The following is a 20441-nucleotide window of genomic DNA, read 5'->3' as shown; positions in this document are numbered from 1 at the left end:
TCGGCGGACTCGGGATTGTGGCGCAGTCGCCGTCAGGCTGTTGTGCCTGCGCGACGTGTCGCCGCCGTGGATGGCATGCCGTTGCGCGGCAAGCCTCGACCGCTATGCATTTTGAACCCGAGCGGCTTTATTGATGCCGGATGCGGGCTGGAACAAGGGTTTAACGAGGGTTTCTCCGTATAATCGATTGGTTTTGCGGAAGCGGACAGGGCGTCAACGCGGTGTCAGACGAAACCATCACAATAGCACCGCGCGTGGCTACTGGCGACGCCGAATCCCGATACGAAGAGGAATCCGACGAGGGCTTTGAGCCGCTCAGCGCCGAACAGGCGCGAGAGTGGCGCACGAGGAACCCGCCCCTGTCGCTCTGGCGCGTGCTGGCCATCCAGGTGGTGGCCGGCGCCGCAACCACGCTGCTGACCTGGTCGGTGGCGGGTGCGCAGGGTGGCTGGTCAGCGGCCTGGGGTGTGCTGGCGGTGGTGTTGCCAGCGGCGTTGTTTGCACGCGGCCTCAGTCGGGCTACCACGGGCAGTGCCGGTGGTGCGTTGGCCGCACTTTTCGTCTGGGAGGGTGCCAAGCTGCTCCTGACGCTGGCCCTGCTGGGCCTGGCGGTCAAGGTGCTCGGTTCCGTGAACTGGCTGGCTTTGCTGGCGGGTTTCGTGGTGACGCTGAAGGTGTACTGGCTGGCCCTGTGGTGGCTGGCAGCGCGCCGAGGTCGCCACGGCTGAATGGCTTTGGTTGTGCTTGATTTCTTGGATTGATGAGATATGGCTGCTGAAGGCGCTGCGCAAGGACAAACCGCTGGGGAGTACATCCAGCACCACCTGCATCACTGGCAGAAGAACTTCTCGTTCGAGAGCGTGCAACAGCACAGCATCGTCGATTTCAGCCTGTTCAACCTCGACTCCGTGCTGTGGTCGATCGTGACCGGGGTGATCTGCTGCTGGTTCTTCTACCGCGGCGCGCGCAACGCGACCTCGGGCGTGCCGGGTCGCTTCCAGGCGGCGGTGGAAATCCTCTCCGAGATGGTGGAGAACCAGGCCAAGGGCGTGATTCACAACGCCAAGAGCCGCAAGCTGGTGTCGCCGCTGGCGCTCACCGTGTTCATCTGGATCCTGCTGATGAACGCGATGGACCTGCTGCCGGTCGATGGCATCCCCTACCTGTGGCACACGCTCGGCCCGGCCATGGGCGAGCCCGATTTCCAGCGCATCGTGCCGACCGCCGACCTGTCGACCACGCTGGGCCTGTCGGTCAGCGTGCTGGTGGTCTGTCTGGTCTACAACGTCAAGATCAAGGGCGCGGGCGGCTGGGCGCACGAGCTGATCTCGGCACCGTTCGGCGCCCATCCGCTGCTGTGGCCGTTCAACTTCCTGATGCAGATCATCGAATTCGTCGCCAAGACCGTCTCGCACGCGATGCGACTGTTCGGCAACATGTTTGCCGGCGAACTGGTTTTCATGCTGATCGCCCTGATGGGCGGCGTATGGGCCTGGCAGTTCAACCCCCTCACGGGTGGGTTCTGGCTGGGTGTCGGGCACGTGATTGCGGGGTCTGTGTGGGCCATCTTCCACATCCTGATCATTACGCTGCAGGCGTTCATCTTCATGATGCTGGCGCTGATTTATGTGGGTCAGGCGCACGACGCGCACTAAGACTTCCGTCAACCACTTCCTTTTCTCTCAACTCTTCCCTTTCTTTCACCTAGGAGCAATCATGGAAAACATTCTCGGCCTCGTCGCTCTGGCTTGTGGTCTGATCGTCGGCCTGGGCGCCATCGGCGCCTCGATCGGCATCGCGCTGATGGGCGGCAAGTTCCTCGAGGCATCGGCACGCCAGCCCGAGCTGATGAACGAGTTGCAGACCAAGATGTTCGTTCTGGCCGGCCTGATCGACGCCGCGTTCCTGATCGGCGTCGCCATTGCCCTGTTGTTTGCCTTCGCCAACCCGTTTACCCTTGCTTAAGCGGCGAAGCCTTTCGGGACTGAAAGGAGTCGAACCGTGAATATCAACGCGACCCTGTTCCTGCAGGCCGTTGTCTTCGCGATCCTGGTCTGGTTCACGATGAAGTTCGTGTGGCCGCCGATCACGAGGGCACTGGACGAGCGGGCTCAGAAAATCGCCGATGGCCTCGCTGCCGCCGACAAGGCCAGAACCGAGCTCGCCGCCGCCAACCAGCGCGTCGAGCAGGAACTGGCCAGCTCGCGCAACGAGACCGCGGCGCGCCTGGCGGATGCCGAGCGTCGCGCGCAGCAGATCATCGAGGATGCCAAGCTGCGTGCCGCCGACGAAGCCAGCAAGATCATGGCGGCCGCCAAGGCCGACGCCGAACAGCAGGTGGTGCAGGCGCGCGAAGCGCTGCGCGACCAGGTGGCGGTGTTGGCTGTCAAGGGCGCCGAGCAGATCCTGCGCAAGGAAGTCAACCCGGCGGTGCATGCGGACCTGCTGTCCCGCCTGAAGACCGAGCTCTGATCCAGGGCGTCGGCACGAGGAAACGACCATGGCAGAACTCGCCACCATCGCCAGACCCTACGCCGAGGCCTTGTTCAAGGCGGCCCGCGCTGATCTGGCCGCGACCCAGGGCTGGCTCGACGGCCTGGCCGGCGCGGCGGGCAGCGATGAGTTGCTGCAGTTCGCCGCCAACCCCAAGGTCGAGGCCGAACAGGTGTTCGACCTGGTGGGCAGCGTGCTGAAGAGCCCGCTGCCGCCGCAGGGCGTCAACTTCCTGCGCACCGTGATCGACAACGACCGGCTGGCGGCGCTGCCCGAGATGGCGCGCCAGTTCCGGCTGCTCGCCAACGGCGTCAGCGGTTCTGCCGACGCGCTGATCCAGAGCGCGTTCCCGATCGGCGAGGCCGAGCTGGCCGCGCTGGTGGCGACGCTGGAACAGCGCTTCGGCCGCAAGCTGCAGGCCAGCGTTCAGGTCGATCCCGAACTGATCGGCGGCGTGCGCGTGACGGTCGGCGACGAGGTGCTGGACACCTCGGTCAAGGCCCGCCTCGACCAAATGAAGATGGCCCTCACGGCCTGAGCCCGGCTCAGACTTTCCGGAGCCCCTCGATAACCTTTAGGACAAGGAAAGAGTCATGCAACTCAATCCCGCAGAAATTTCAGAACTGATCAAGAGCCGCATCGAGGGCCTGGGCGTCAGCGCCGATGTGCGCAACCAGGGCACGGTGGTGTCGGTGACCGACGGCATCGTGCGCGTGCACGGCCTGTCCGAGGCCATGCAGGGCGAGATGCTGGAGTTCCCGCCCACGGCGGCCGGCGAGCCCACCTTCGGCCTGGCGCTGAACCTCGAGCGCGACTCGGTCGGCGCCGTGATTCTGGGCGAATACGAGCACATCTCGGAAGGCGACACCGTCAAGTGCACCGGCCGCATCCTGGAAGTGCCGGTCGGCCCCGAGCTGATCGGCCGCGTGGTCAACGCCCTGGGCCAGCCGATCGACGGCAAGGGCCCGATCGAGGCCAAGATGACCGACGTGATCGAGAAGGTCGCGCCCGGCGTGATCGCGCGCCAGTCGGTCAGCCAGCCGGTGCAGACTGGCCTGAAGTCGATCGACTCGATGGTGCCGATCGGCCGCGGCCAGCGCGAGCTGATCATCGGCGACCGCCAGACCGGCAAGACCGCGGTGGCGATCGACACGATCATCAACCAGAAGGGTCAGAACATGACCTGCGTCTACGTCGCCATCGGCCAGAAGGCGTCGTCGATCAAGAACGTGGTGCGCGCGCTGGAGCAGTACGGTGCCATGGACTACACCATCGTGGTGGCGGCATCGGCCTCCGAGTCGGCCGCCATGCAGTACGTGGCCGCCTATTCCGGCTGCACCATGGGTGAGTACTTCCGCGACCGCGGCCAGGACGCGCTGATCATCTACGACGACCTGTCCAAGCAGGCCGTGGCGTACCGCCAGGTGTCGCTGCTGCTGCGCCGTCCGCCGGGCCGCGAGGCCTATCCGGGCGATGTGTTCTACCTGCACTCGCGCCTGCTGGAGCGCGCCGCACGCGTCAACGCCGACTACGTCGAGGCCTTCACCAAGGGCGAGGTCAAGGGCCAGACCGGCTCGCTGACCGCACTGCCGATCATCGAGACGCAGGCCGGTGACGTGTCCGCCTTCGTGCCGACCAACGTGATCTCGATCACCGACGGCCAGATCTTCCTGGAGACCAGCCTGTTCAACGCCGGTATCCGCCCCGCCATCAACGCCGGTATCTCGGTGTCGCGCGTCGGTGGTGCCGCTCAGACGGACCTGATCAAGAAGCTGTCCGGCGGTATCCGTACCGACCTGGCGCAGTACCGTGAACTGGCCGCGTTCGCGCAGTTCGCGTCCGACCTCGACGCCGCCACCAAGAAGCAGCTCGACCGCGGTGCCCGCGTGACCGAGCTGCTCAAGCAGCCGCAGTACGCGCCGCTGCCGATCAGCCTGATGGCGGCCTCGCTGTTCGCCGTCAACAAGGGTTACATGGACGATGTCGAAGTCAAGCAGATCCTGCCGTTCGAATCCGGCCTGCACAGCTTCCTGAAGGACAAGCACGGCGAGCTGCTCGGCAAGATGGAGGCCGGCAAGGCGCTCGACAAGGACAAGGAACTCGAGGCGGCCCTGACCGCCGCCATCGAAACCTTCAAGAAGTCGTTCGCCTGAGCGCCTTGGCATAAGGAGCTTTCACTATGGCAGTCGGCAAGGAAATTCGCGGCAAGATCAAGTCGGTGGAGAACACCAAGAAGATCACCAAGGCCATGGAAATGGTGGCTGCGTCCAAGATGCGCAAGGCGCAGGACCGCATGCGCGCCGCCCGCCCCTACGCCGAGAAGGTGCGCAACATCGCAGCTCACCTGGGCGAGGCCAACCCCGAGTACGTGCACCCCTTCATGCGGGCGAACGAGGTCAAGAAGGCCGGCCTGATCGTGGTGACCACCGACAAGGGGCTGTGCGGCGGCATGAACACCAACGTGCTGCGCGCCGTCACCACCAAGCTGCGCGAGCTGCAGGCGGACGGCATGGCGATCGACACGGTGGCGATCGGCAACAAGGGCCTGGGCTTCCTGACCCGGATCGGCGCCAAGGTGGTGTCGCAGGCGACCCAGCTGGGCGACACGCCGCACCTCGAGAAGCTGATCGGGCCGGTCAAGACCCTGCTGGATCAGTACGAGCAGGGCGAGTTGAGCGCGGTCTACATCGCCTACACCCGCTTCATCAACACCATGAAGCAGGAAGCGGTGATCGAGCAGCTGCTGCCGCTGTCGGGCGAGCAGATGCAGGAAGACACGTACGCCAGCGGCACGCAGCATTCCTGGGACTACCTCTACGAGCCGGACGCGCAGTCGGTCATCGACGACCTGCTGGTGCGCTACGTCGAGTCGCTGGCCTACCAGGCGGTGGCGGAAAACATGGCGTCCGAGCAGTCGGCCCGCATGGTGGCCATGAAGGCCGCCACCGACAACGCCGGCAACGTCATCGACGAGCTCAAGCTGGTCTACAACAAGACGCGCCAGGCGGCGATCACCAAGGAGCTGTCCGAAATCGTGGCCGGCGCGGCCGCCGTCTGAGCGCGGTTCACCGAATCAAATCATTGGAGCAAGAGAAATGGCCCAAGAGAACATGACGACGAGCGCCGGTGGCGTTCAGGGAAAAATCGTTCAGTGCATCGGCGCCGTGGTCGACGTCGAGTTCCCGCGCGACCGGATGCCCAAGGTGTACGACGCGCTCAAGATGGAGGGCTCGGCGCTGACGCTGGAAGTGCAGCAGCAGCTCGGCGACGGCATCGTGCGCACCATCGCGCTGGGCTCGTCGGACGGCCTGCGCCGCGGCATGATGGTGACCAACACCGACAATCCGATCACGGTGCCGGTGGGTCCCGCCACGCTCGGCCGCATCATGGACGTGCTGGGCAACCCGATCGACGAGCGCGGCCCGGTCGACCTGACGCAGACCGCCTCGATCCACCGCAAGGCGCCCAGCTACGACGAGCTGTCGCCGTCGCAGGAACTGCTGGAGACCGGCATCAAGGTGATCGATTTGATCTGCCCGTTCGCCAAGGGCGGCAAGGTCGGCCTGTTCGGCGGCGCCGGCGTCGGCAAGACCGTCAACATGATGGAACTCATCAACAACATCGCCAAGGCGCACTCGGGCCTGTCGGTGTTCGCCGGCGTGGGTGAACGCACCCGCGAGGGCAACGACTTCTATCACGAGATGGCCGAATCCGGCGTGGTGAACCTGGAGAACCTGGGCGAGAGCAAGGTGGCCATGGTGTACGGCCAGATGAACGAGCCGCCCGGCAACCGCCTGCGCGTGGCGCTCACGGGCCTGACCATCGCCGAATCGTTCCGCGACGAGGGCCGCGACGTGCTGTTCTTCGTCGACAACATCTACCGCTACACGCTGGCCGGTACCGAGGTCTCCGCCCTGCTGGGCCGCATGCCTTCCGCCGTGGGCTACCAGCCGACGCTGGCCGAGGAAATGGGCCGCCTGCAGGAGCGCATCACCTCCACCAAGGTCGGCTCCATCACCTCGATCCAGGCCGTGTACGTGCCGGCCGACGACCTGACCGACCCGTCGCCCGCCACCACCTTCGCCCACCTGGACTCGACCGTGGTGCTGTCGCGCGACATCGCGGCACTGGGCATCTACCCGGCCGTCGACCCGCTCGACTCCACCAGCCGCCAACTCGACCCGCTGGTGGTCGGCGAGGAGCACTACAACGTCGCCCGCCAGGTGCAGGGCACGCTGCAGCGCTACAAGGAACTGCGCGACATCATCGCGATTCTGGGCATGGACGAACTGAGTCCCGAGGACAAGCTGGCGGTGGCGCGCGCGCGCAAGATCCAGCGCTTCCTGAGCCAGCCGTTCCACGTCGCCGAGGTGTTCACCGGCTCGCCCGGCAAGTACGTGTCGCTGAAGGACACCATCCACGGCTTCAAGATGATCGTGGACGGCGAGTGCGACGCCATGCCCGAGCAGGCCTTCTACATGGTCGGCACCATCGAAGAGGCGATGGAGAAGGCCAAGAAGGTCTGATTCGCAGGTTCAGCGTTCGGCGTTCAGCGTTGAGCGTATGCCCGTGGTCTCCACGCCCAACGCCCAACGCTCAACGCTCAACTGGAGATAAGCATGGCCAATACCATCCATGTGGACGTCGTCAGTGCCGAGGAGTCGATCTTCTCGGGTCCGGCCACGTTCGTGGCGCTGCCCGGCGAGGCCGGCGAACTCGGCATCTACCCACGCCACACGCCGCTGATCACGCGCATCAAGCCGGGTTCGGTGCGCATCACCAAGCCGGACGGTGGCGAGGAGTTCGTCTTCGTCGCCGGCGGCATCCTGGAAGTCCAGCCCAACGTCATCACGGTGCTGTCCGACACCGCCATCCGCGGCAAGGACCTCGACGAAGCCAAGGCAGCCGAGGCGCGCAAGCAGGCCGAGGAGGCGCTGAAGAACGCCAAGAGCGAGATCGACATGGCACGGGCCACGTCCGAGCTGGCGATCCTGGCGGCGCAGATTGCGGCGCTGCGCAAGTACCGGCAGAAGCGCTGATCAGCGCTGGCTGACTCGTCACAAGCCCGCCACCCGGCGGGTTTTTGCTTTTCAGCCAGTCGTATTTTTTCGGGCCCGGCGTGAGGCTGCCGGATCAGCGGAACACCGGCTCGTCCGGCAACTGGTTCTGTGCTACTGCATCCGGCTGGTCCGGTTCGGCGCCGGCAGCTTCGGGGAAGTGCATCACCAGCACCGCCGAGACTTCCTCCAGCGCCCGGGTCAGGCCGTCCTCGAAGCGGCCTTGCTTCAGCGCGCTGCCCATGCGCTCGACCACGGCCTGCCAGGCCTCGGCGCCGACGCGCTGATGCACGCCGCGGTCGGCCACCAGTTCGATCGCGTGCTCGGCCAGCAGCAGGTAGATCAGCACGCCGTTGTTGTGCTCGGTGTCCCAGACCCGCAGCTTGCTGAACATCATCAGCGCGCGCTGCTGCACGATCTCGGCCATCGGCACGCGATCGCGCAGATGGCGCCACAGGTAGCTGGTCGGCAGCCCGCCCTCGACGCAGATGCGCACCTCGCCGGTGTGGCGCTGCTCGCTGGCATGCACGCGGCGGCGCAGCTGCTCGGCCAGCGCCGGTGGCACGGCGCGGCGTGCATCGGCCTCGTCGAGCCAGCGGTGGCGGATCAGGCGGGCGATGGTCTTGAACATGCTCACCATCCTCCGCTGGCGCCGCCGCCGCCGAAATCGCCGCCGCCACCGGAGCCGAAGCCGCCACCGAACCCGCCGCCGCCAAAGCCGCCACCACCGCCCCAGCCGCCGCCGGGCGGCAGCGGCCAGCCGCCCGAGTGGCCGCGTCCGCGTGGACGGGCCTGCGGCAGCGCCGACATCACGCCGCTGAACAGCGCGAAGATCAACGCCAGGACACCGGCGGCGAGTGCCAGCGCCAGGCTGGCGGTGATCAGGAAGGCCAGCCCGCCGGCGCCGGCGCCGGTTGCCAGCGCCCCCAGCTTGCGGCCGAAGATGCCGCGCGCGAAGGCGTTGATGACCGGCACGAAGATGAACAGCAGGATCGCCAGCTCGAATAGGTCGAATCCTTCCGAGCCGCCGCCGCGCTGGCCGGGCGCGGCGACCGGCGGCAGCGGCTCGCCGCGGATGCGCGCGGCGATCTGGTCGATGCCGGCGTTCAGGCCGCCGGCGTAGTCGCCGCTGCGGAAGAACGGCGTGATGGCTTCATTGATGATGTGGCTGGCGGCGATGTCGGGCACCGCGCCTTCCAGCGTCTTGGCGACCTCGATGCGCACGCGCCGGTCCTGCACCGCCACCAGCAGGATCAGTCCGTCGCCGACCTCGCGGCGGCCGATCTTCCAGGTATTGCCGACCCGGTTGGCGTAGGCGGCGATGTCTTCCGGCGCCGTCGTCGGCACCATCAGCAGTATCACCTGCGAGCCCTTGTCCCGCTCCAGCGCCGCCAGCTTGGCCTCCAGCCCGGCCTTCTGCGCCTCGCTGAGCGTGCCCGAGGTGTCGATCACGCGGGCGGTCAGCTCCGGCACCGGCTGCAGGGGCTGCGCCTGTGCCGACAGCGCCGCCCAGGCCAGCAGCACGATGGCGGCCAGCGTTTTCAGAAGCTGGATAAGGGGCACGGCGTGGCGAGCGGTGCGGATTCAGGCCAGGCGCGAGACGTGTATCACTTCGCCGGCGCGGGCTTCGGACCGGCCGAGAAGTCGACCTTCGGCGGTGTCGAGATCGCGGCCTCGTTGGCGACGCTGAAGTTTTCCTTCGGCTTGTAGCCGAAGATCATGCCTGTCAGATTGGTCGGGAACTGGCGCGCCAGCACGTTGTAGTCCTGCACCGACTTGATGTAGCGGTCGCGCGCGACGGCGATGCGGTTCTCGGTGCCTTCCAGCGCCACTCGCAGGTCGGCGAAGGCCTTGTTGGCCTTCAGGTCGGGGTAGCGCTCCACCGTCACCATCAGGCGGCTCAGGGCACTCGACAGCTCGCCCTGCGCGGCCTGGAACTGCTGGAACGCCTGCGGGTTGTTCAGTGTCTCGGGCGTGACCTGGATGCTGGTCGCCTTGGCGCGCGCGTTGATCACCTGGTTCAGCGTGTCCTGCTCGAACTGCGCCTCGCCCTTGACGGTGTTGACCAGGTTGTCGATCAGGTCGGCGCGGCGCTGGTACTGGTTGACCACTTCGCTCCAGGCCGACTTGGTGGCTTCGTCCAGGCGCTGGAAGTCGTTGTAGCCGCAGCCGCTGAGTGACAGCGCCAGCGCGAGCAGGGCACCGAATTTGATGAGCCAGTTTTGCATGGCGTGGGTTCCTTTGCTGAGGTGATGGGGATCAGGCGCGCAACATAGCATGCCGCGTCGCCGACGCTTGTAGGCGGAAGGCGTTTTCTCGCCAGGCGCCGCCGGCCGGCGTGATGGATGTCCGCAAGCTGACGTGGGTGGCCGACACGGCACAATGGGGATCGGATTGTTGCACCTGCACGCCATGCTCAAGTCACGCTACCGCGCCGCCCAGACGGGCGGCTCCGCCGACGACGTCGAAGCCGCGTTCTACGAAGCGCTGCAGGCCGGCGATCTCGTGCAGATGATGGCCTGCTGGGCCGACGAGGACGACATCTTCTGCGTGCACCCGGGCGGGCCGCGGCTGGTCGGCGCGGCGGCGATCCGCGCCGCCTTCGAGGCCATGTTCAGCCACGGCAGCGTGCGCGCCTACCCGGAGCGGCTGCGCAAGGTCGAATCGCTCGGCGCCGCCGTGCACAACGTGCTGGAGCGCATCGACCTGACGACCGCCGAGGGCACGCAGCACGCCTGGGTGGTGGCCACCAACGTCTACATGAAGACCGCGCAGGGCTGGCGACTGGTGGCGCACCATGCCAGCCCCGGCCGCAGCGAGGTGGCCGAGGTGGCGGCGACGGCGCAGGTGCTGCATTGAGCGTCTTGAACATGAATGACGTCGCTGCCGTGCGGCATCGCTGACAAATGACCGATGCCGTGTGGCCAGCGCGCAAGCATGGCCAAGCGCGTTTGTCATGCCGGCGCAGCCACGGGTCATCGAAGCGCAGCGAAGTCGTTTGTCATGGCCGCCGTGCCTGACTACCAAGCCCCCGCCTGGTTGCCCGGCGGTCATCTGCAGACCATCTGGCCGGCGCTGCATGCGCGCCGCGTCGCCGGTGCACGCGTGGCCTACCGGCGCGAGCGCTGGGACACGCCGGACGGCGACTTCATCGACGTCGACTGGCTGCTGCCCGCGCCGCCGCCCGGCGCGCCGCTGCTGGTGCTGCTGCACGGGCTGGAAGGCTCGTCGCGCAGCCACTACGCCGAGGCCTTCGCCGGTTGGGCGCGCCAGCGCGGCTGGGGCTTCGCGGTGCCGCATTTTCGCGGTTGCTCGGGCGAGCTGAACCGCGCGCCGCGTGCCTACCACTCGGGTGACCACGAGGAGGTCGGCTGGATGCTGCAGCGCTTTCGCGTCCGTCAGCACGCACGCGGCGGTGGCCCGCTGCTGGTGGTCGGGGTGTCGCTGGGCGGCAACGCGCTGCTGCACTGGGCCGGTGCGGCCGGGCAGTCGGCGTCGTGCGTGGTCGACGCGGTGGCGGCGGTGTGCGCGCCGCTCGACCTGGCCGCCGGCGGCCATGCGATCGGGCGCGGCTTCAACCGGCAGGTCTACAACCGCCTGTTCCTGCGCAGCATGAAGGCCAAGGCACGCGCCAAGCTGGCGCAGCACCCGGGCCTGTTCGATGCGCGTCGCCTGCAGGCGGCGCGCGACCTGTACGCCTTCGATGACGTGTTCACCGCGCCGCTGCACGGCTTTGCCGGTGTGGAGGACTACTGGCGCCGTGCTTCCGCCAAGCCGCAACTGGCCGGCATCCGGGTGCCGGCGCTGGCGCTGAACGCAGGTAACGACCCGTTCGTGCCGGCGGCGTCGCTGCCGCGCGCCGAGGAGGTCGGCTCCTGGGTCACGCTGTGGCAGCCCCAGGCAGGAGGTCACGTCGGCTTTGCCCAAGGCCGTCCGCCCGGCCAGGTGTTCTGGCTGCCTGAGGCCGTGGGCGGCTGGCTGCGGTCGATGCTGCGCTGATGCGGGTCGGGGTGCTTTCCCCGCGCCCGATAAGATGCCTGCATGGACGAGATCGTCAGGCAGGCCATGGCCAAGTGGCCGCAGGTGCCGAACGCCTATGGCTGGCTGGGTCTGGATGCGCGCGGCAACTGGTACCTGCGCGACGCGGCGGCGCAGGCGCTGGGCGGCTTCGCCAGCGGCGTGCCCGGTGCCAAGGGCGCGTTGCTGCAACACGCCAAGCTGATCGACTTCATCCAGCGCAACTACGAGGCCGACGCCGTTGGCCAGTGGTTCTTCCAGAACGGGCCGCAGCGCGTGTTCGTCGAGCTGGAGGCGGCGCCCTGGATCTGGCGCGTCGACGACCGGGGCGCGGTGGCGGCGCACGACGGGCGCCCGGTGCGGGTGCAGCAGGTGCTGCTCGACGAACTCGGGCGCGTGTTCATGCGCACCGACCTGGGTTTCGGGCTGGTCCACACGCAGGACATGGGCGCGGTGGCGGATGCGGTCGAGGCCGGCCGCTGGACCCCCCAGCCGGTGCAGAGCGCGCAATTGCCGGCGCGGGAGGGTTTCGTGCCGAGTCCGTTGGCGCTGCGAACCGGCCGCTGAAGGCGCGGGGCGCCTGCCGGGCCGCCGCAGCCGCATGCGCCGGCGAAGAAAAAAAGCCGCTCGGCGAGCGGCTTTCGTGCGGGTGCCGGCGCCTTACTTGGCGGCGTTCACCATGTAGTCGGTGGCGGCGTGCAGTTCCTCGTCGGTCGCGGTCGACGCGCCGCGCGGCGGCATGGCGTTCAGACCCTTGATGGACGAGGTGTAGAGCGCCTCCATGCCCTTGGCGATGCGCGGTGCCCAGGCCGCCTTGTCGCCGAACTTCGGCGCGCCGGCGACGCCGGCCGCGTGGCACATCGCACAGGACTTGTCGTACACCGCCTTGCCGACTGCCGGGTCGGTGGCAGCCACCGCCGCCGGCGCGACAGCTGCTGCCGGAGCCGCTGCAGCGGCAGGTTCGGCGGCCGATGCCGGCGCGGAAGCAGCGGGGCTCTCGGCCGGTGCGGAGGCTGCTGCAGGTGCGGGAGCCGCGGCCGGCGCCGGTTCGGCAGCCGGAGCGGGCGATGCGGCCGGTGCCGCAGCCGCCGCGGGTGCGGCCGCCGAAGCAGCGCCGCTGGCCGGTGCGGCCGGCTCGGCCATCTTGCCGCCGGCGTTGTTGACCATGTAGACCACGGCGCGACCGATCTCCAGGTCGGAGAAGTTGCCGCCACCCTGCGGCGCCATGGCGCCCTTGCCGTGCAGCGCCGACTTCAGCAGCGTCTCGTAGCCGAGCTTGATGCGCGGCGCCCATTCGGTGGCGTTGCCGGACTTGGGCGCGCCTGCCACGCCGGTGGCATGGCAGGCCGTGCACTGGGCCTTGTAGACTTCCTCGCCGCTAGCCAGCGGGCGGTTGGCATCGCGGATCTCGACGCTGCCCACCTTCTGCAGGCGCGCGGCGACGCCTTGCTCGACATTGGTGGCGCCCGGCGCCAGCAGGTTGGCCGAGGTGACGTAGTAGACCAGCCCGATGATGATGAAGATCGGCAACACGAACGCGCCCATGCTGACCCAGAACAACTGCTTGGGCGTCTTGATCAGGCCGGTGTGTGCTTCCTCGTGCGTGTTGTTGTCGCTCATGGCGTCCTCGGGGGCTTTGTCGGGATGAATGAAACGCGTCGCGCGGCCACGGTCGCCGCGCGGAAATCAGTCCGCAACGATTATAGGACGCAGCCGTGCGCGGCCGCGCCGGGCGCGTTCCCGGCGGTTCAGTTGGCCGTGCGCGTTCCCGGCAGCTCCGCGACCGGCTCGGTCCAGCCGCCGCCCAGCGCCTTGTACAGCTGCACCTCGTTGGCGCGCTGCGCCAGCCGCACCTGGGCCAGCGCCTGCTCGATGGCGAACAGCGAGCGCTGCGCGTCCAGCAGGTCGAGGTAGTTGGCGATGCCGTTGCGGTAGCGCAGGTCGACCAGGCGGAAGCGCTCGCGCTCGGCCTCGGCCTGCGCCTGCAGCGCCGCCAGCTGGTCCGTCCAGGTGGCGCGGCCGGCCAGCGCGTCGGCGACTTCACGGAAGGCGGTCTGGATCGCCTTCTCGTACTGTGCCACGGCGATCTCGCGTGCCGCCTGGGCGGCTTCCAGGGTGGCCTGGTTGCGGCCCATGTCGAAGATCGGCAGCAGCAGGCTGGGGCCGAACGACCAGGCACGGCTGCCGCCGGAGCCCAGCAGGCCGTCGAGGTCGCTGCTGACGCGGCCGAGCGAGCCGGTGAGCGAGATGCGCGGGAAGAAGTTGGCGCGCGCGGCGCCGATGTTGGCGTTGGCGCCGATCAGCTGCTGCTCGGCGGCGCGGATGTCGGGCCGGCGCAGCAGCAGCTCGGACGGCAGGCCCGCCGGCACCTCGGCGAAGGCCGGCAGCTCGGCCACTGGCGCCACCACTGGCGTCGGCTGTGACAGGTCGCGCGGCGGCTCGGGCGTGAGCACGGCCGGTACCGAAGGTAGCAGGTGCGCGGGAATCGGCTGGCCGACCAGCAGCGTGAGCAGGTTGATGTCCTGGGCCCGCAGGCGTGCCTGCTGCGCACGCGTGGCCTGCGCGTTGGCCGTCAATGACTCGGCCAGCCGCATGTCGAGCGCCGACGAGGCGCCATGGTCGAAGCGCAGGCGCGTCAGCTTGAGCGACTGCTCGCGCGTGCCGAGCGTGCGCTCGGCCAGGGCCAGCAGCTCGGTGTCGGTCTTGAGCTGCAGCCAGCTGCTGCTGACGGCGGCGATCAGGCTGATCTGCGCCGACTTGCGCGCTTCCTCGGTGGCCAGGTAGTTGGTCAGCGCCACGTCCTTGAGCGCGGCGACGCGACCGAAGAAGTCGAGCTCCCAGGAGGCGCCGCCGACCATCACGCTGTAGTTCGAGGCCACGCTGGGCGCGTCGGGGCCGGCCGGGTTGGGCGCCGAGCGCGAGGCCGCGGCGCTGACGCCGATGGTTGGGAACTGGTCGGAACGGCGGATCTGGTACTGGGCCCGCGCCTGCTCGATGGCCTGCACCGCCACGCGCAGGTCGCGGTTGCTGTCGAGCGCGAGCTGGATCAGTTCGCGCAGCTGCGCGTCCTGCACGAACTGCTGCCAGGGCAGGTCGGCGGCGGCCACGGCGCCTTCCAGCTGGGCGCCGGCGCTGTCGGGCCAGCTGCTCGCGACCGGCGCCGCGGGGCGCTCGTACACCGGCACGAAGGAGCAGGCCGCGAGCGTGGCCAGCAGCACGCCGGCGCCAAGCAGGCGGCCGACGGGGCGCAGCAGGGTGGGCGAGGTGATCGATCTCATGACGGCTCCCTTGAGGTCGGCGCTGATCCGGTGTTGCCGTTGTCGTTGCCCTTGCCGAGTGCACGGCGCTCCGCATCCGACAGCTCCGACTCGGCGTCGGCCACGTACTGCTGGGCTGCCTCGGCGGTGATGCCGGCATCGAGCGCGTGCTCGGCGGCGCGTGCCTGCTCGTGCGCGGTGGCCTTGAACACGCTGCGCACGACGACGAAGAACAGCGGCACGAAGAACACCGCCAGCGCGGTGCCGACGATCATGCCGCCCATCACGCCGGTGCCGATGGCGCGCCGCGCGGCCGAGCCGGCGCCGGTGGCGATCGCCAGCGGCAGCACGCCGAAGGTGAAGGCCAGCGAGGTCATCACGATTGGCCTAAAGCGCAGGTGCGCCGCCGCCAGCGCCGCGCGCGCCACGCTCATGCCCTGCGCCTGCAGGTCCTTGGCGAACTCGATGATCAGGATGGCGTTCTTGGCCGACAGGCCGATGATGGTGATCAATCCGACCTGGAAGTAGACGTCGTTCAGCAGCCCGCGCCCGGTCACCGCCAGCAGCACACCCAGCACGCCCAGCGGCACCACCAAGATGACGGCGAACGGGATCGACCAGCTCTCGTACAGCGCCGCCAGCGCCAGGAACACCGCCAGGATGGCGAAGGCGTACAGGATCAGCGCCTGGTTGCCGGCCAGCTTCTCCTCGCGTGACTGGCCGGTCCACTCGAAACCGAAGCCCTCGGGCAGTTTCGCGGCGAGCTGCTCCATCTCGAGCATGGCCTCGCCGGTGCTGTAGCCGGGCGCCGCGCCGCCGGCGATGCGCATGGCCGGATAGCCGTTGTAGCGCACCGTCTGCATGGCACCGGTGATCCAGCGCGTGCTGGCGAAGGTGGCCAGCGGAACCGGCTGGCCCTTGCTGTTGAGCGCAGTGAGCTGCAGGATGTCGTCCGGCTTCATGCGCGCTGGCGCGTCGGCCTGGATGATCACGCGCTGCAGCCGGCCCTGGTTCGGGAAGTCGTTGACGTAGGCCGATCCGAGCGAGGCCGAGATGGCGTTGTTGATGGCGGCGAAGCTGACACCCTGGGCAGCGGCCTGGTCACGGTCGATGTCCACCTGCAGCTGCGGTGCATCCTCCAGCCCGTCCGGCCGCACACCGGCCAACACCTTGCTCTGCATCGCCATGCCCAGCATCTGGTTGCGCGCTGCCACCAGCGCCTCGTGCCCCTTGCCGCCGCGGTCCTGCAGGCGGAAGGTGAAGCCCGAGCTGACGCCCAGTTCCGGGATCGGCGGCGGGTTGAGTGGGAAGATGAAGGCGTCCTTGATGCCCGACAGCGCGCCCATGGCGCGGCCGGCGACGGCGGTGGCCGAATGCTGGGCGCCTGCGCGTTCGCTCCAGGGTTTCAGCGACACGAAGGAGATGCCCGCGTTCTGCCCCTGGCCCGAGAACGAGAAGCCCATCACCGCCACCATGTTGGCGACCTCGGGCTGCTGGAGCAGATAGCCTTCCACCTGCTCGACCACGCGCTGCGTGCGCTCCTGCGTGGCGCCGGGCGGCAGTTGGATGTTGACCAGGATGTTGCCCTGGTCCTCCTGCGGCAGGAACGAGGTCGGCAGGCGCAGGTACATCCAGCCGACCACGGCGGCCAGCGCCAGGTAGATCACCATCATCCGGCCGGCGCGCCGCACCAGCTTGGCGACGACGCCCTCGTAGCCCTTGGCGGTGCGCTTGAAGCGGCGGTTGAACCAGCCGAAGAAGCCGCGCTTTTCCAGCGCGTGGCCTTTCTCCACCGGCTTGAGCAGGGTCGCGCACAGCGCCGGCGTCAGCGACAGCGCCATGAAGGCCGAGAACGAGATCGACACGCCCATCACGGCCGCGAACTGGCGGTAGATGTTGCCAACCGAGCCGGCGAAGAAGGCCAGCGGCACGAACACCGAGATCAGCACCACGGTGATGCCGATGATGGCGCCCGAGATCTGGCTCATTGCCTTGCGCGTGGCCTGCAGCGGCGGCAGGCCTTCCTCGTGCATGATGCGCTCGACGTTCTCGACCACCACGATGGCGTCGTCGACCACGATGCCGATCACCAGCACCATGCCGAACATGGTCAGGGTGTTGATCGACATGCCGAAGGCCAGCAGCGCGCCGAACGCGCCCAGCAGCGCCACCGGCACCACGATGGTGGGGATGATGGTGTAGCGCCAGTTCTGCAGGAACAGGAACATCACCAGGAACACCAGCGCCACCGCTTCCAGCAGCGTCTTGACCACCTCGCTGATCGAGATGCGCACGAAGTCCGAGGAGTCGTAGGGAATGGTCCAGCTGACCCCGGGCGGGAAGAATCGCTCCAGTTCGGTCATGCGCGCGCGCACCGCGTCGGCGGCGGCCAGCGCGTTGCCGGTGGGCGACAGCTGCACGCCCATGCCGGCGGCCGGCTTGCCGTTCAGGCGTGCGGCGGTGGCGTAGCTCTGCGCGCCCAACTCCAGCCGCGCGACGTCGCGCAGGCGCACCGTGCTGCCGTCGGCGCGGGCACGCAGCGAGATGGCGCCGAACTGCTCCACCGTGCTGATCTGCCCCGGCACCACCACCGTCGCGCTCATGACCTGGCCGCCGGCCAGTGGCAGGTCGCCGATGCTGCCCGCCGCGACCTGGGCGTTCTGCTGCGCGATCGCGCTGGCCACGTCGGCCGGCGACAGCCCGTAGCTCTGCAGCTTCACCGGATCGATCCACACCCGCATGGCTCGTTCGGCGCCGAACAGCTGCACCTGGCCGATGCCGGGCAGGCGCTGCAGTTCGGGCAGCACGTTGCGCGAGGCGTAGTCACTGAGTTGCGTGATGTCGAAGTTCGGATCCGACGACGACAGCATGGTGAACAGCAGGAAGTTCGAGCGCGCCTTGTCGACCCGCACGCCCTGCTGTACCACCGTGGTCGGCAGCCGCGGCGTGGCGCGCGAGAGGCGGTTCTGCACGTCCACCTGCGCCAGGTCGGGGTCGGTGCCGGGTTCGAAGCTGAGCGTGATCTGCCCGGTGCCGTTGGCCTGCGCCACCGACTCCATGTAGGCCAGGCCGGGCGAGCCGTTCATCTCGCGCTCGATCACTGCCAGCACGGCGTCTTCCAGCGTCTGCGCCGAGGCGCCGGGGTAGGTGGCCGACAGCACGATGGTGGGCGGTGCCACCGGCGGGTACTGGGCGATCGGCAGCTGGGTGATGGCGGTCACCCCCAGCACCATGATGAACAGCGCGATCACCCAGGCGAAGATCGGGCGATCGATGAAGAACTTGGCCATGCGTGCGCCTTACCGTCTGGTCAGCGGGATGCCGCAGGAGCCGGACCGGAGGCGGCGGGCGCAGCGGATGCCACTGCCGCCGGGGCGGCGGCGCTGGCGGCCGCGGAGGCAGGCGCCTGCGCTGCGCGCGGCGCCGGCTTGCCGGGCTGCCAGGGCACCGGCTTGACCACCTTGGCGCCCAGCATCAGCTTCATGGCGCCTTCCACCATCACCTGCTCGCCCGCTTGCAGGCCTTCGGTGACGATCCAGTTCTGGTCCTTGGCGCCGCTGATCTTGATCGACCGCGGCGCCACGCTGCCATCGGGCGCCACCACCATCACGGTGTCGCCCTGGTTGCCGCGCGTGACGGCCTGCTGCGGCAGCAGGATGGCGTTGTCGACCTGCGCCTGCTTCAGGCGCACGCGCACGTACATGCCCGGCAGCAGCAGCCCGCCGGGGTTGGGCAGTTCGGCGCGCAGGCTGACCTGGCCGGTGGCCGGATCGACGCTCAGGTCGGTGAACAGCAGGCGCGCGGCCTGGCCGTGCGGCTGGCCGTTTTCCAGCAGCACCTGCACCCGCGCCGCCTCGGCGCCGCCGGCGCGCGCCAGCCGGCCGCTTTGCAGCGACTGGCGCAGTGCCATCACCTCGGCCGCCGACTGCGTGATGTTGATGTACAGCGGGTTGATCTGCTGGATCAGCGCCAGCTGCGTGCCTTCCTGCGCGCTCACCAGCGCGCCCTCGGTCACCAGCGAGCGACCGATGCGGCCCGAGATCGGCGCCGTCACCGTGGCGTAGCCGAGGTTGATGCCGGCCGTGCGCACGGCGGCGCGGCCCGCCGCCACCTGCGCCTGCGCCGCCTTCTCGGCGGCGACGGCGGCATCGAACTCCTGCTTGCTGACGGCGTTGGCCGTCACCAGGGGCTTGAGGCGCGTCACCACGGCGCTGGCGTTGGCCAGTTGCGCCTGCGCCTGTGCCAGCTGGGCCTGCGCGCTTTGCTGCGCCGCCTGGTAGGGCGCCGGATCGATCTGATAGAGCAGCTGGCCGGCGCGCACATCGCTGCCCTCGGTGAACACGCGCTTGTTCAGGATGCCGGTGGCGCGTGCGCGCACCTGTGCCACGCGCGAGGCTTCCAGCCGTCCCGGCAGCTCGGTGCTCAGGCTCACGGTGCCCGGCTGAACCGTGACCACAGCGACCTCTGGCGGCGGCATGCCGCCGCCCGGCCCACCCGGGCTGGCGGTCTGGCCCGGCTTGTCGCCGCAGGCGGCGAGCGTGAAGCTGAACAGCAGCGCGGCGCCCACGGGCAACAGGCGGCGCGGCAACAGGCGGCGGGCGGCGGGATGGTCGGGCATGCTTGCTTTTCTTGCGGATGCGTCCGCTGCCCCGAGAGCCAGCGCCAACGCGAATGGGTCACGCGATCATGCGCGCTGTGCCGGGATTCTCCGTGACAACGACTGCGATCCGGTGGACGTGAAGCGGTGAATTGTACATACATCCGTGAATGTATGTGCTAAAGTCCGGCGATCATGAACACTGGAACCGGTTGCTGAATCCATGGCGCGCCGCACCAAGCGCGATGCGCTGGCCACGCGTGAAGCCTTGCTGGACGCGGCCGAGCGCATGTTCGAGCATGGCGGCGTGTCGCGCACCTCGCTGGCCGACATCGCGCAGGCGGCGGGCGTCACGCGCGGCGCTCTGTACTGGCACTTCAAGGACAAGGCCGACCTGTTCAACGCCATGATGGAGCGCGTCACGCTGCCGCTGGAGTGCGAACTGGCTGGCGCGGCGCAGGTGCCGGGCGATCCGGTCGATGCGCTGGTGGCGCGCCTGCTGCGCTCGTTTGGCCAGATCGCCGGTGATGCGCGCATCCAGCGCGTGCTGAGCATCGCCGTCATGATGGTCGAGCATGTCGAGGACCTGTGGCCGGTGCGTGAGCGGCACGTGCAGATGGACCGCGCCAACGTGGAGGTCGTGCGGCAGGTGTTCGAGCGAGCCAGCGCGTTGCGTGGCCAGCCGCTGCCGGCAGCGCCGCGGGAACTGGCGGAAGGCTTCCATGCGATGGTGCGCGGACTGGTCTACAGCTGGCTGCTGCAACGCGCGTTCGACCTCGAGGCCACGGCGCGCGTGGCGGTGCAGGCCTACCTTGACGGCATCGGCCTGCCGCGCCAGGCACTGCTGCCGCCCCCGGCGCCCGCGCAATCGGGGATAATCGCCCACTTGCCTGCGCGGCTGTAGCTCAGTGGATAGAGTATCGGCCTCCGAAGCCGAGGGTCGTGGGTTCGATCCCCGCCAGCCGCGCCAAATGAGGGTCTCAAGAAGCCCCGAAACCCCTCAAAACCCGCGTGCCATCC

At 68.6% G+C, this 20441-nt stretch carries 20 protein-coding genes and 1 tRNA gene; 14 read left to right on the top strand and 7 right to left on the bottom strand.

The window, feature by feature from the left end:
• The first annotated feature begins 254 nt into the window (after nt 1–254).
• The 9 genes from PK606_RS11735 to PK606_RS11695 all read left to right on the top strand — a co-directional run bounded on the left by PK606_RS11735 (nt 255) and on the right by PK606_RS11695 (nt 7532).
• Entirely contained in the window at nt 255–728 is a 474-nt protein-coding gene (locus tag PK606_RS11735; RefSeq protein WP_324564138.1) for an ATP synthase subunit I, read from the top strand.
• Nucleotides 729–767: 39 nt separating this feature from the next.
• Complete coding sequence (atpB, locus tag PK606_RS11730) at nt 768–1655, top strand: F0F1 ATP synthase subunit A (RefSeq protein ID WP_324564136.1); 888 nt, start codon at nt 768–770, stop codon at nt 1653–1655.
• Nucleotides 1656–1716: 61 nt separating this feature from the next.
• Nucleotides 1717–1965 (top strand): F0F1 ATP synthase subunit C, encoded by a 249-nt coding sequence (gene atpE / locus PK606_RS11725; protein WP_231695453.1) that lies wholly within the window; start codon nt 1717–1719, stop codon nt 1963–1965.
• Nucleotides 1966–2001: 36 nt separating this feature from the next.
• Complete coding sequence (locus PK606_RS11720; protein ID WP_324564132.1) at nt 2002–2472, top strand: F0F1 ATP synthase subunit B; 471 nt, start codon at nt 2002–2004, stop codon at nt 2470–2472.
• 28 nt (nt 2473–2500) lie between these two features.
• Complete coding sequence (locus tag PK606_RS11715; protein ID WP_324564130.1) at nt 2501–3031, top strand: F0F1 ATP synthase subunit delta; 531 nt, start codon at nt 2501–2503, stop codon at nt 3029–3031.
• Between the two features lie 55 nt (nt 3032–3086).
• Nucleotides 3087–4646 (top strand): F0F1 ATP synthase subunit alpha, encoded by a 1560-nt coding sequence (gene atpA / locus PK606_RS11710; protein WP_324564128.1) that lies wholly within the window; start codon nt 3087–3089, stop codon nt 4644–4646.
• Nucleotides 4647–4672: 26 nt separating this feature from the next.
• Nucleotides 4673–5551 (top strand): F0F1 ATP synthase subunit gamma, encoded by an 879-nt coding sequence (gene atpG / locus PK606_RS11705; protein WP_324564126.1) that lies wholly within the window; start codon nt 4673–4675, stop codon nt 5549–5551.
• A 37-nt stretch (nt 5552–5588) separates the two neighbouring features.
• Nucleotides 5589–7019, top strand: a complete 1431-nt coding sequence (gene atpD, locus PK606_RS11700) for a F0F1 ATP synthase subunit beta (RefSeq protein WP_324564124.1) — start codon at nt 5589–5591, stop codon at nt 7017–7019.
• A 93-nt stretch (nt 7020–7112) separates the two neighbouring features.
• Nucleotides 7113–7532: a F0F1 ATP synthase subunit epsilon gene (locus PK606_RS11695; RefSeq protein WP_324564122.1), complete on the top strand. Its 420-nt coding sequence runs from the start codon at nt 7113–7115 to the stop codon at nt 7530–7532.
• Between the two features lie 94 nt (nt 7533–7626).
• Here the strand turns inward: PK606_RS11695 and PK606_RS11690 are convergent, their stop codons facing one another.
• Genes PK606_RS11690 through PK606_RS11680 form a run of 3 tightly spaced genes read right to left on the bottom strand, consistent with a single transcriptional unit; the run spans nt 7627 to nt 9778 of the window.
• Nucleotides 7627–8181: a TPM domain-containing protein gene (locus PK606_RS11690; RefSeq protein WP_324564120.1), complete on the bottom strand. Its 555-nt coding sequence runs from the start codon at nt 8179–8181 to the stop codon at nt 7627–7629.
• A gap of 2 nt (nt 8182–8183) precedes the next feature.
• Nucleotides 8184–9113 carry a TPM domain-containing protein gene (locus PK606_RS11685; RefSeq protein WP_324564117.1) on the bottom strand — a complete coding sequence of 310 codons (930 nt, stop codon included), beginning with the start codon at nt 9111–9113 and terminating at the stop codon, nt 8184–8186.
• A gap of 44 nt (nt 9114–9157) precedes the next feature.
• Nucleotides 9158–9778 (bottom strand): LemA family protein, encoded by a 621-nt coding sequence (locus PK606_RS11680; RefSeq protein ID WP_324564114.1) that lies wholly within the window; start codon nt 9776–9778, stop codon nt 9158–9160.
• Between the two features lie 184 nt (nt 9779–9962).
• Between PK606_RS11680 and PK606_RS11675 the strand changes: the two genes are divergently transcribed.
• From PK606_RS11675 to PK606_RS11665, 3 genes are all read left to right on the top strand, one after another.
• The gene (locus PK606_RS11675) at nt 9963–10409 is read left to right on the top strand and encodes a YybH family protein (protein ID WP_324564164.1); all 447 of its coding nucleotides are present in this window, start codon (nt 9963–9965) and stop codon (nt 10407–10409) included.
• Between the two features lie 144 nt (nt 10410–10553).
• Nucleotides 10554–11549, top strand: a complete 996-nt coding sequence (locus PK606_RS11670; RefSeq protein ID WP_324564112.1) for a YheT family hydrolase — start codon at nt 10554–10556, stop codon at nt 11547–11549.
• A gap of 42 nt (nt 11550–11591) precedes the next feature.
• Nucleotides 11592–12134, top strand: a complete 543-nt coding sequence (locus PK606_RS11665) for a DUF2946 family protein (RefSeq protein WP_324564110.1) — start codon at nt 11592–11594, stop codon at nt 12132–12134.
• 93 nt (nt 12135–12227) lie between these two features.
• Here PK606_RS11665 and PK606_RS11660 read toward each other — a convergent pair whose 3' ends face one another.
• From PK606_RS11660 to PK606_RS11645, 4 genes are all read right to left on the bottom strand, one after another.
• Nucleotides 12228–13187 carry a c-type cytochrome gene (locus tag PK606_RS11660; protein WP_324564107.1) on the bottom strand — a complete coding sequence of 320 codons (960 nt, stop codon included), beginning with the start codon at nt 13185–13187 and terminating at the stop codon, nt 12228–12230.
• Nucleotides 13188–13315: 128 nt separating this feature from the next.
• Nucleotides 13316–14845, bottom strand: coding sequence for an efflux transporter outer membrane subunit (locus PK606_RS11655; RefSeq protein ID WP_324564105.1), 1530 nt, complete (start codon nt 14843–14845; stop codon nt 13316–13318).
• Nucleotides 14842–18114, bottom strand: a complete 3273-nt coding sequence (locus PK606_RS11650) for an efflux RND transporter permease subunit (protein ID WP_324564102.1) — start codon at nt 18112–18114, stop codon at nt 14842–14844. Before PK606_RS11650 ends, PK606_RS11655 begins: the two co-directional genes overlap by 4 nt.
• Before the next feature lie 20 nt (nt 18115–18134).
• A complete protein-coding gene (locus PK606_RS11645; protein WP_324564100.1) occupies nt 18135–19442 on the bottom strand; it encodes an efflux RND transporter periplasmic adaptor subunit in 1308 nt (435 codons plus the stop codon).
• A gap of 202 nt (nt 19443–19644) precedes the next feature.
• On the opposite strand from PK606_RS11645, the gene PK606_RS11640 reads away from it, so the two are divergent.
• Complete coding sequence (locus tag PK606_RS11640) at nt 19645–20325, top strand: TetR family transcriptional regulator (RefSeq protein ID WP_324564097.1); 681 nt, start codon at nt 19645–19647, stop codon at nt 20323–20325.
• A tRNA-Arg gene (locus PK606_RS11635) sits at nt 20316–20391 on the top strand. The genes PK606_RS11640 and PK606_RS11635 overlap by 10 nt, the downstream gene beginning before the upstream one ends.
• Nucleotides 20392–20441: the final 50 nt, after the last annotated feature.

Origin of the sequence: Ottowia sp., assembly GCF_035444425.1 — a bacterium.
Lineage (GTDB): Bacteria > Pseudomonadota > Gammaproteobacteria > Burkholderiales > Burkholderiaceae_C > Ottowia.
Note: the sequence above shows the minus strand (reverse complement) of the source record. Positions and strands in the feature narration are given on the sequence as shown.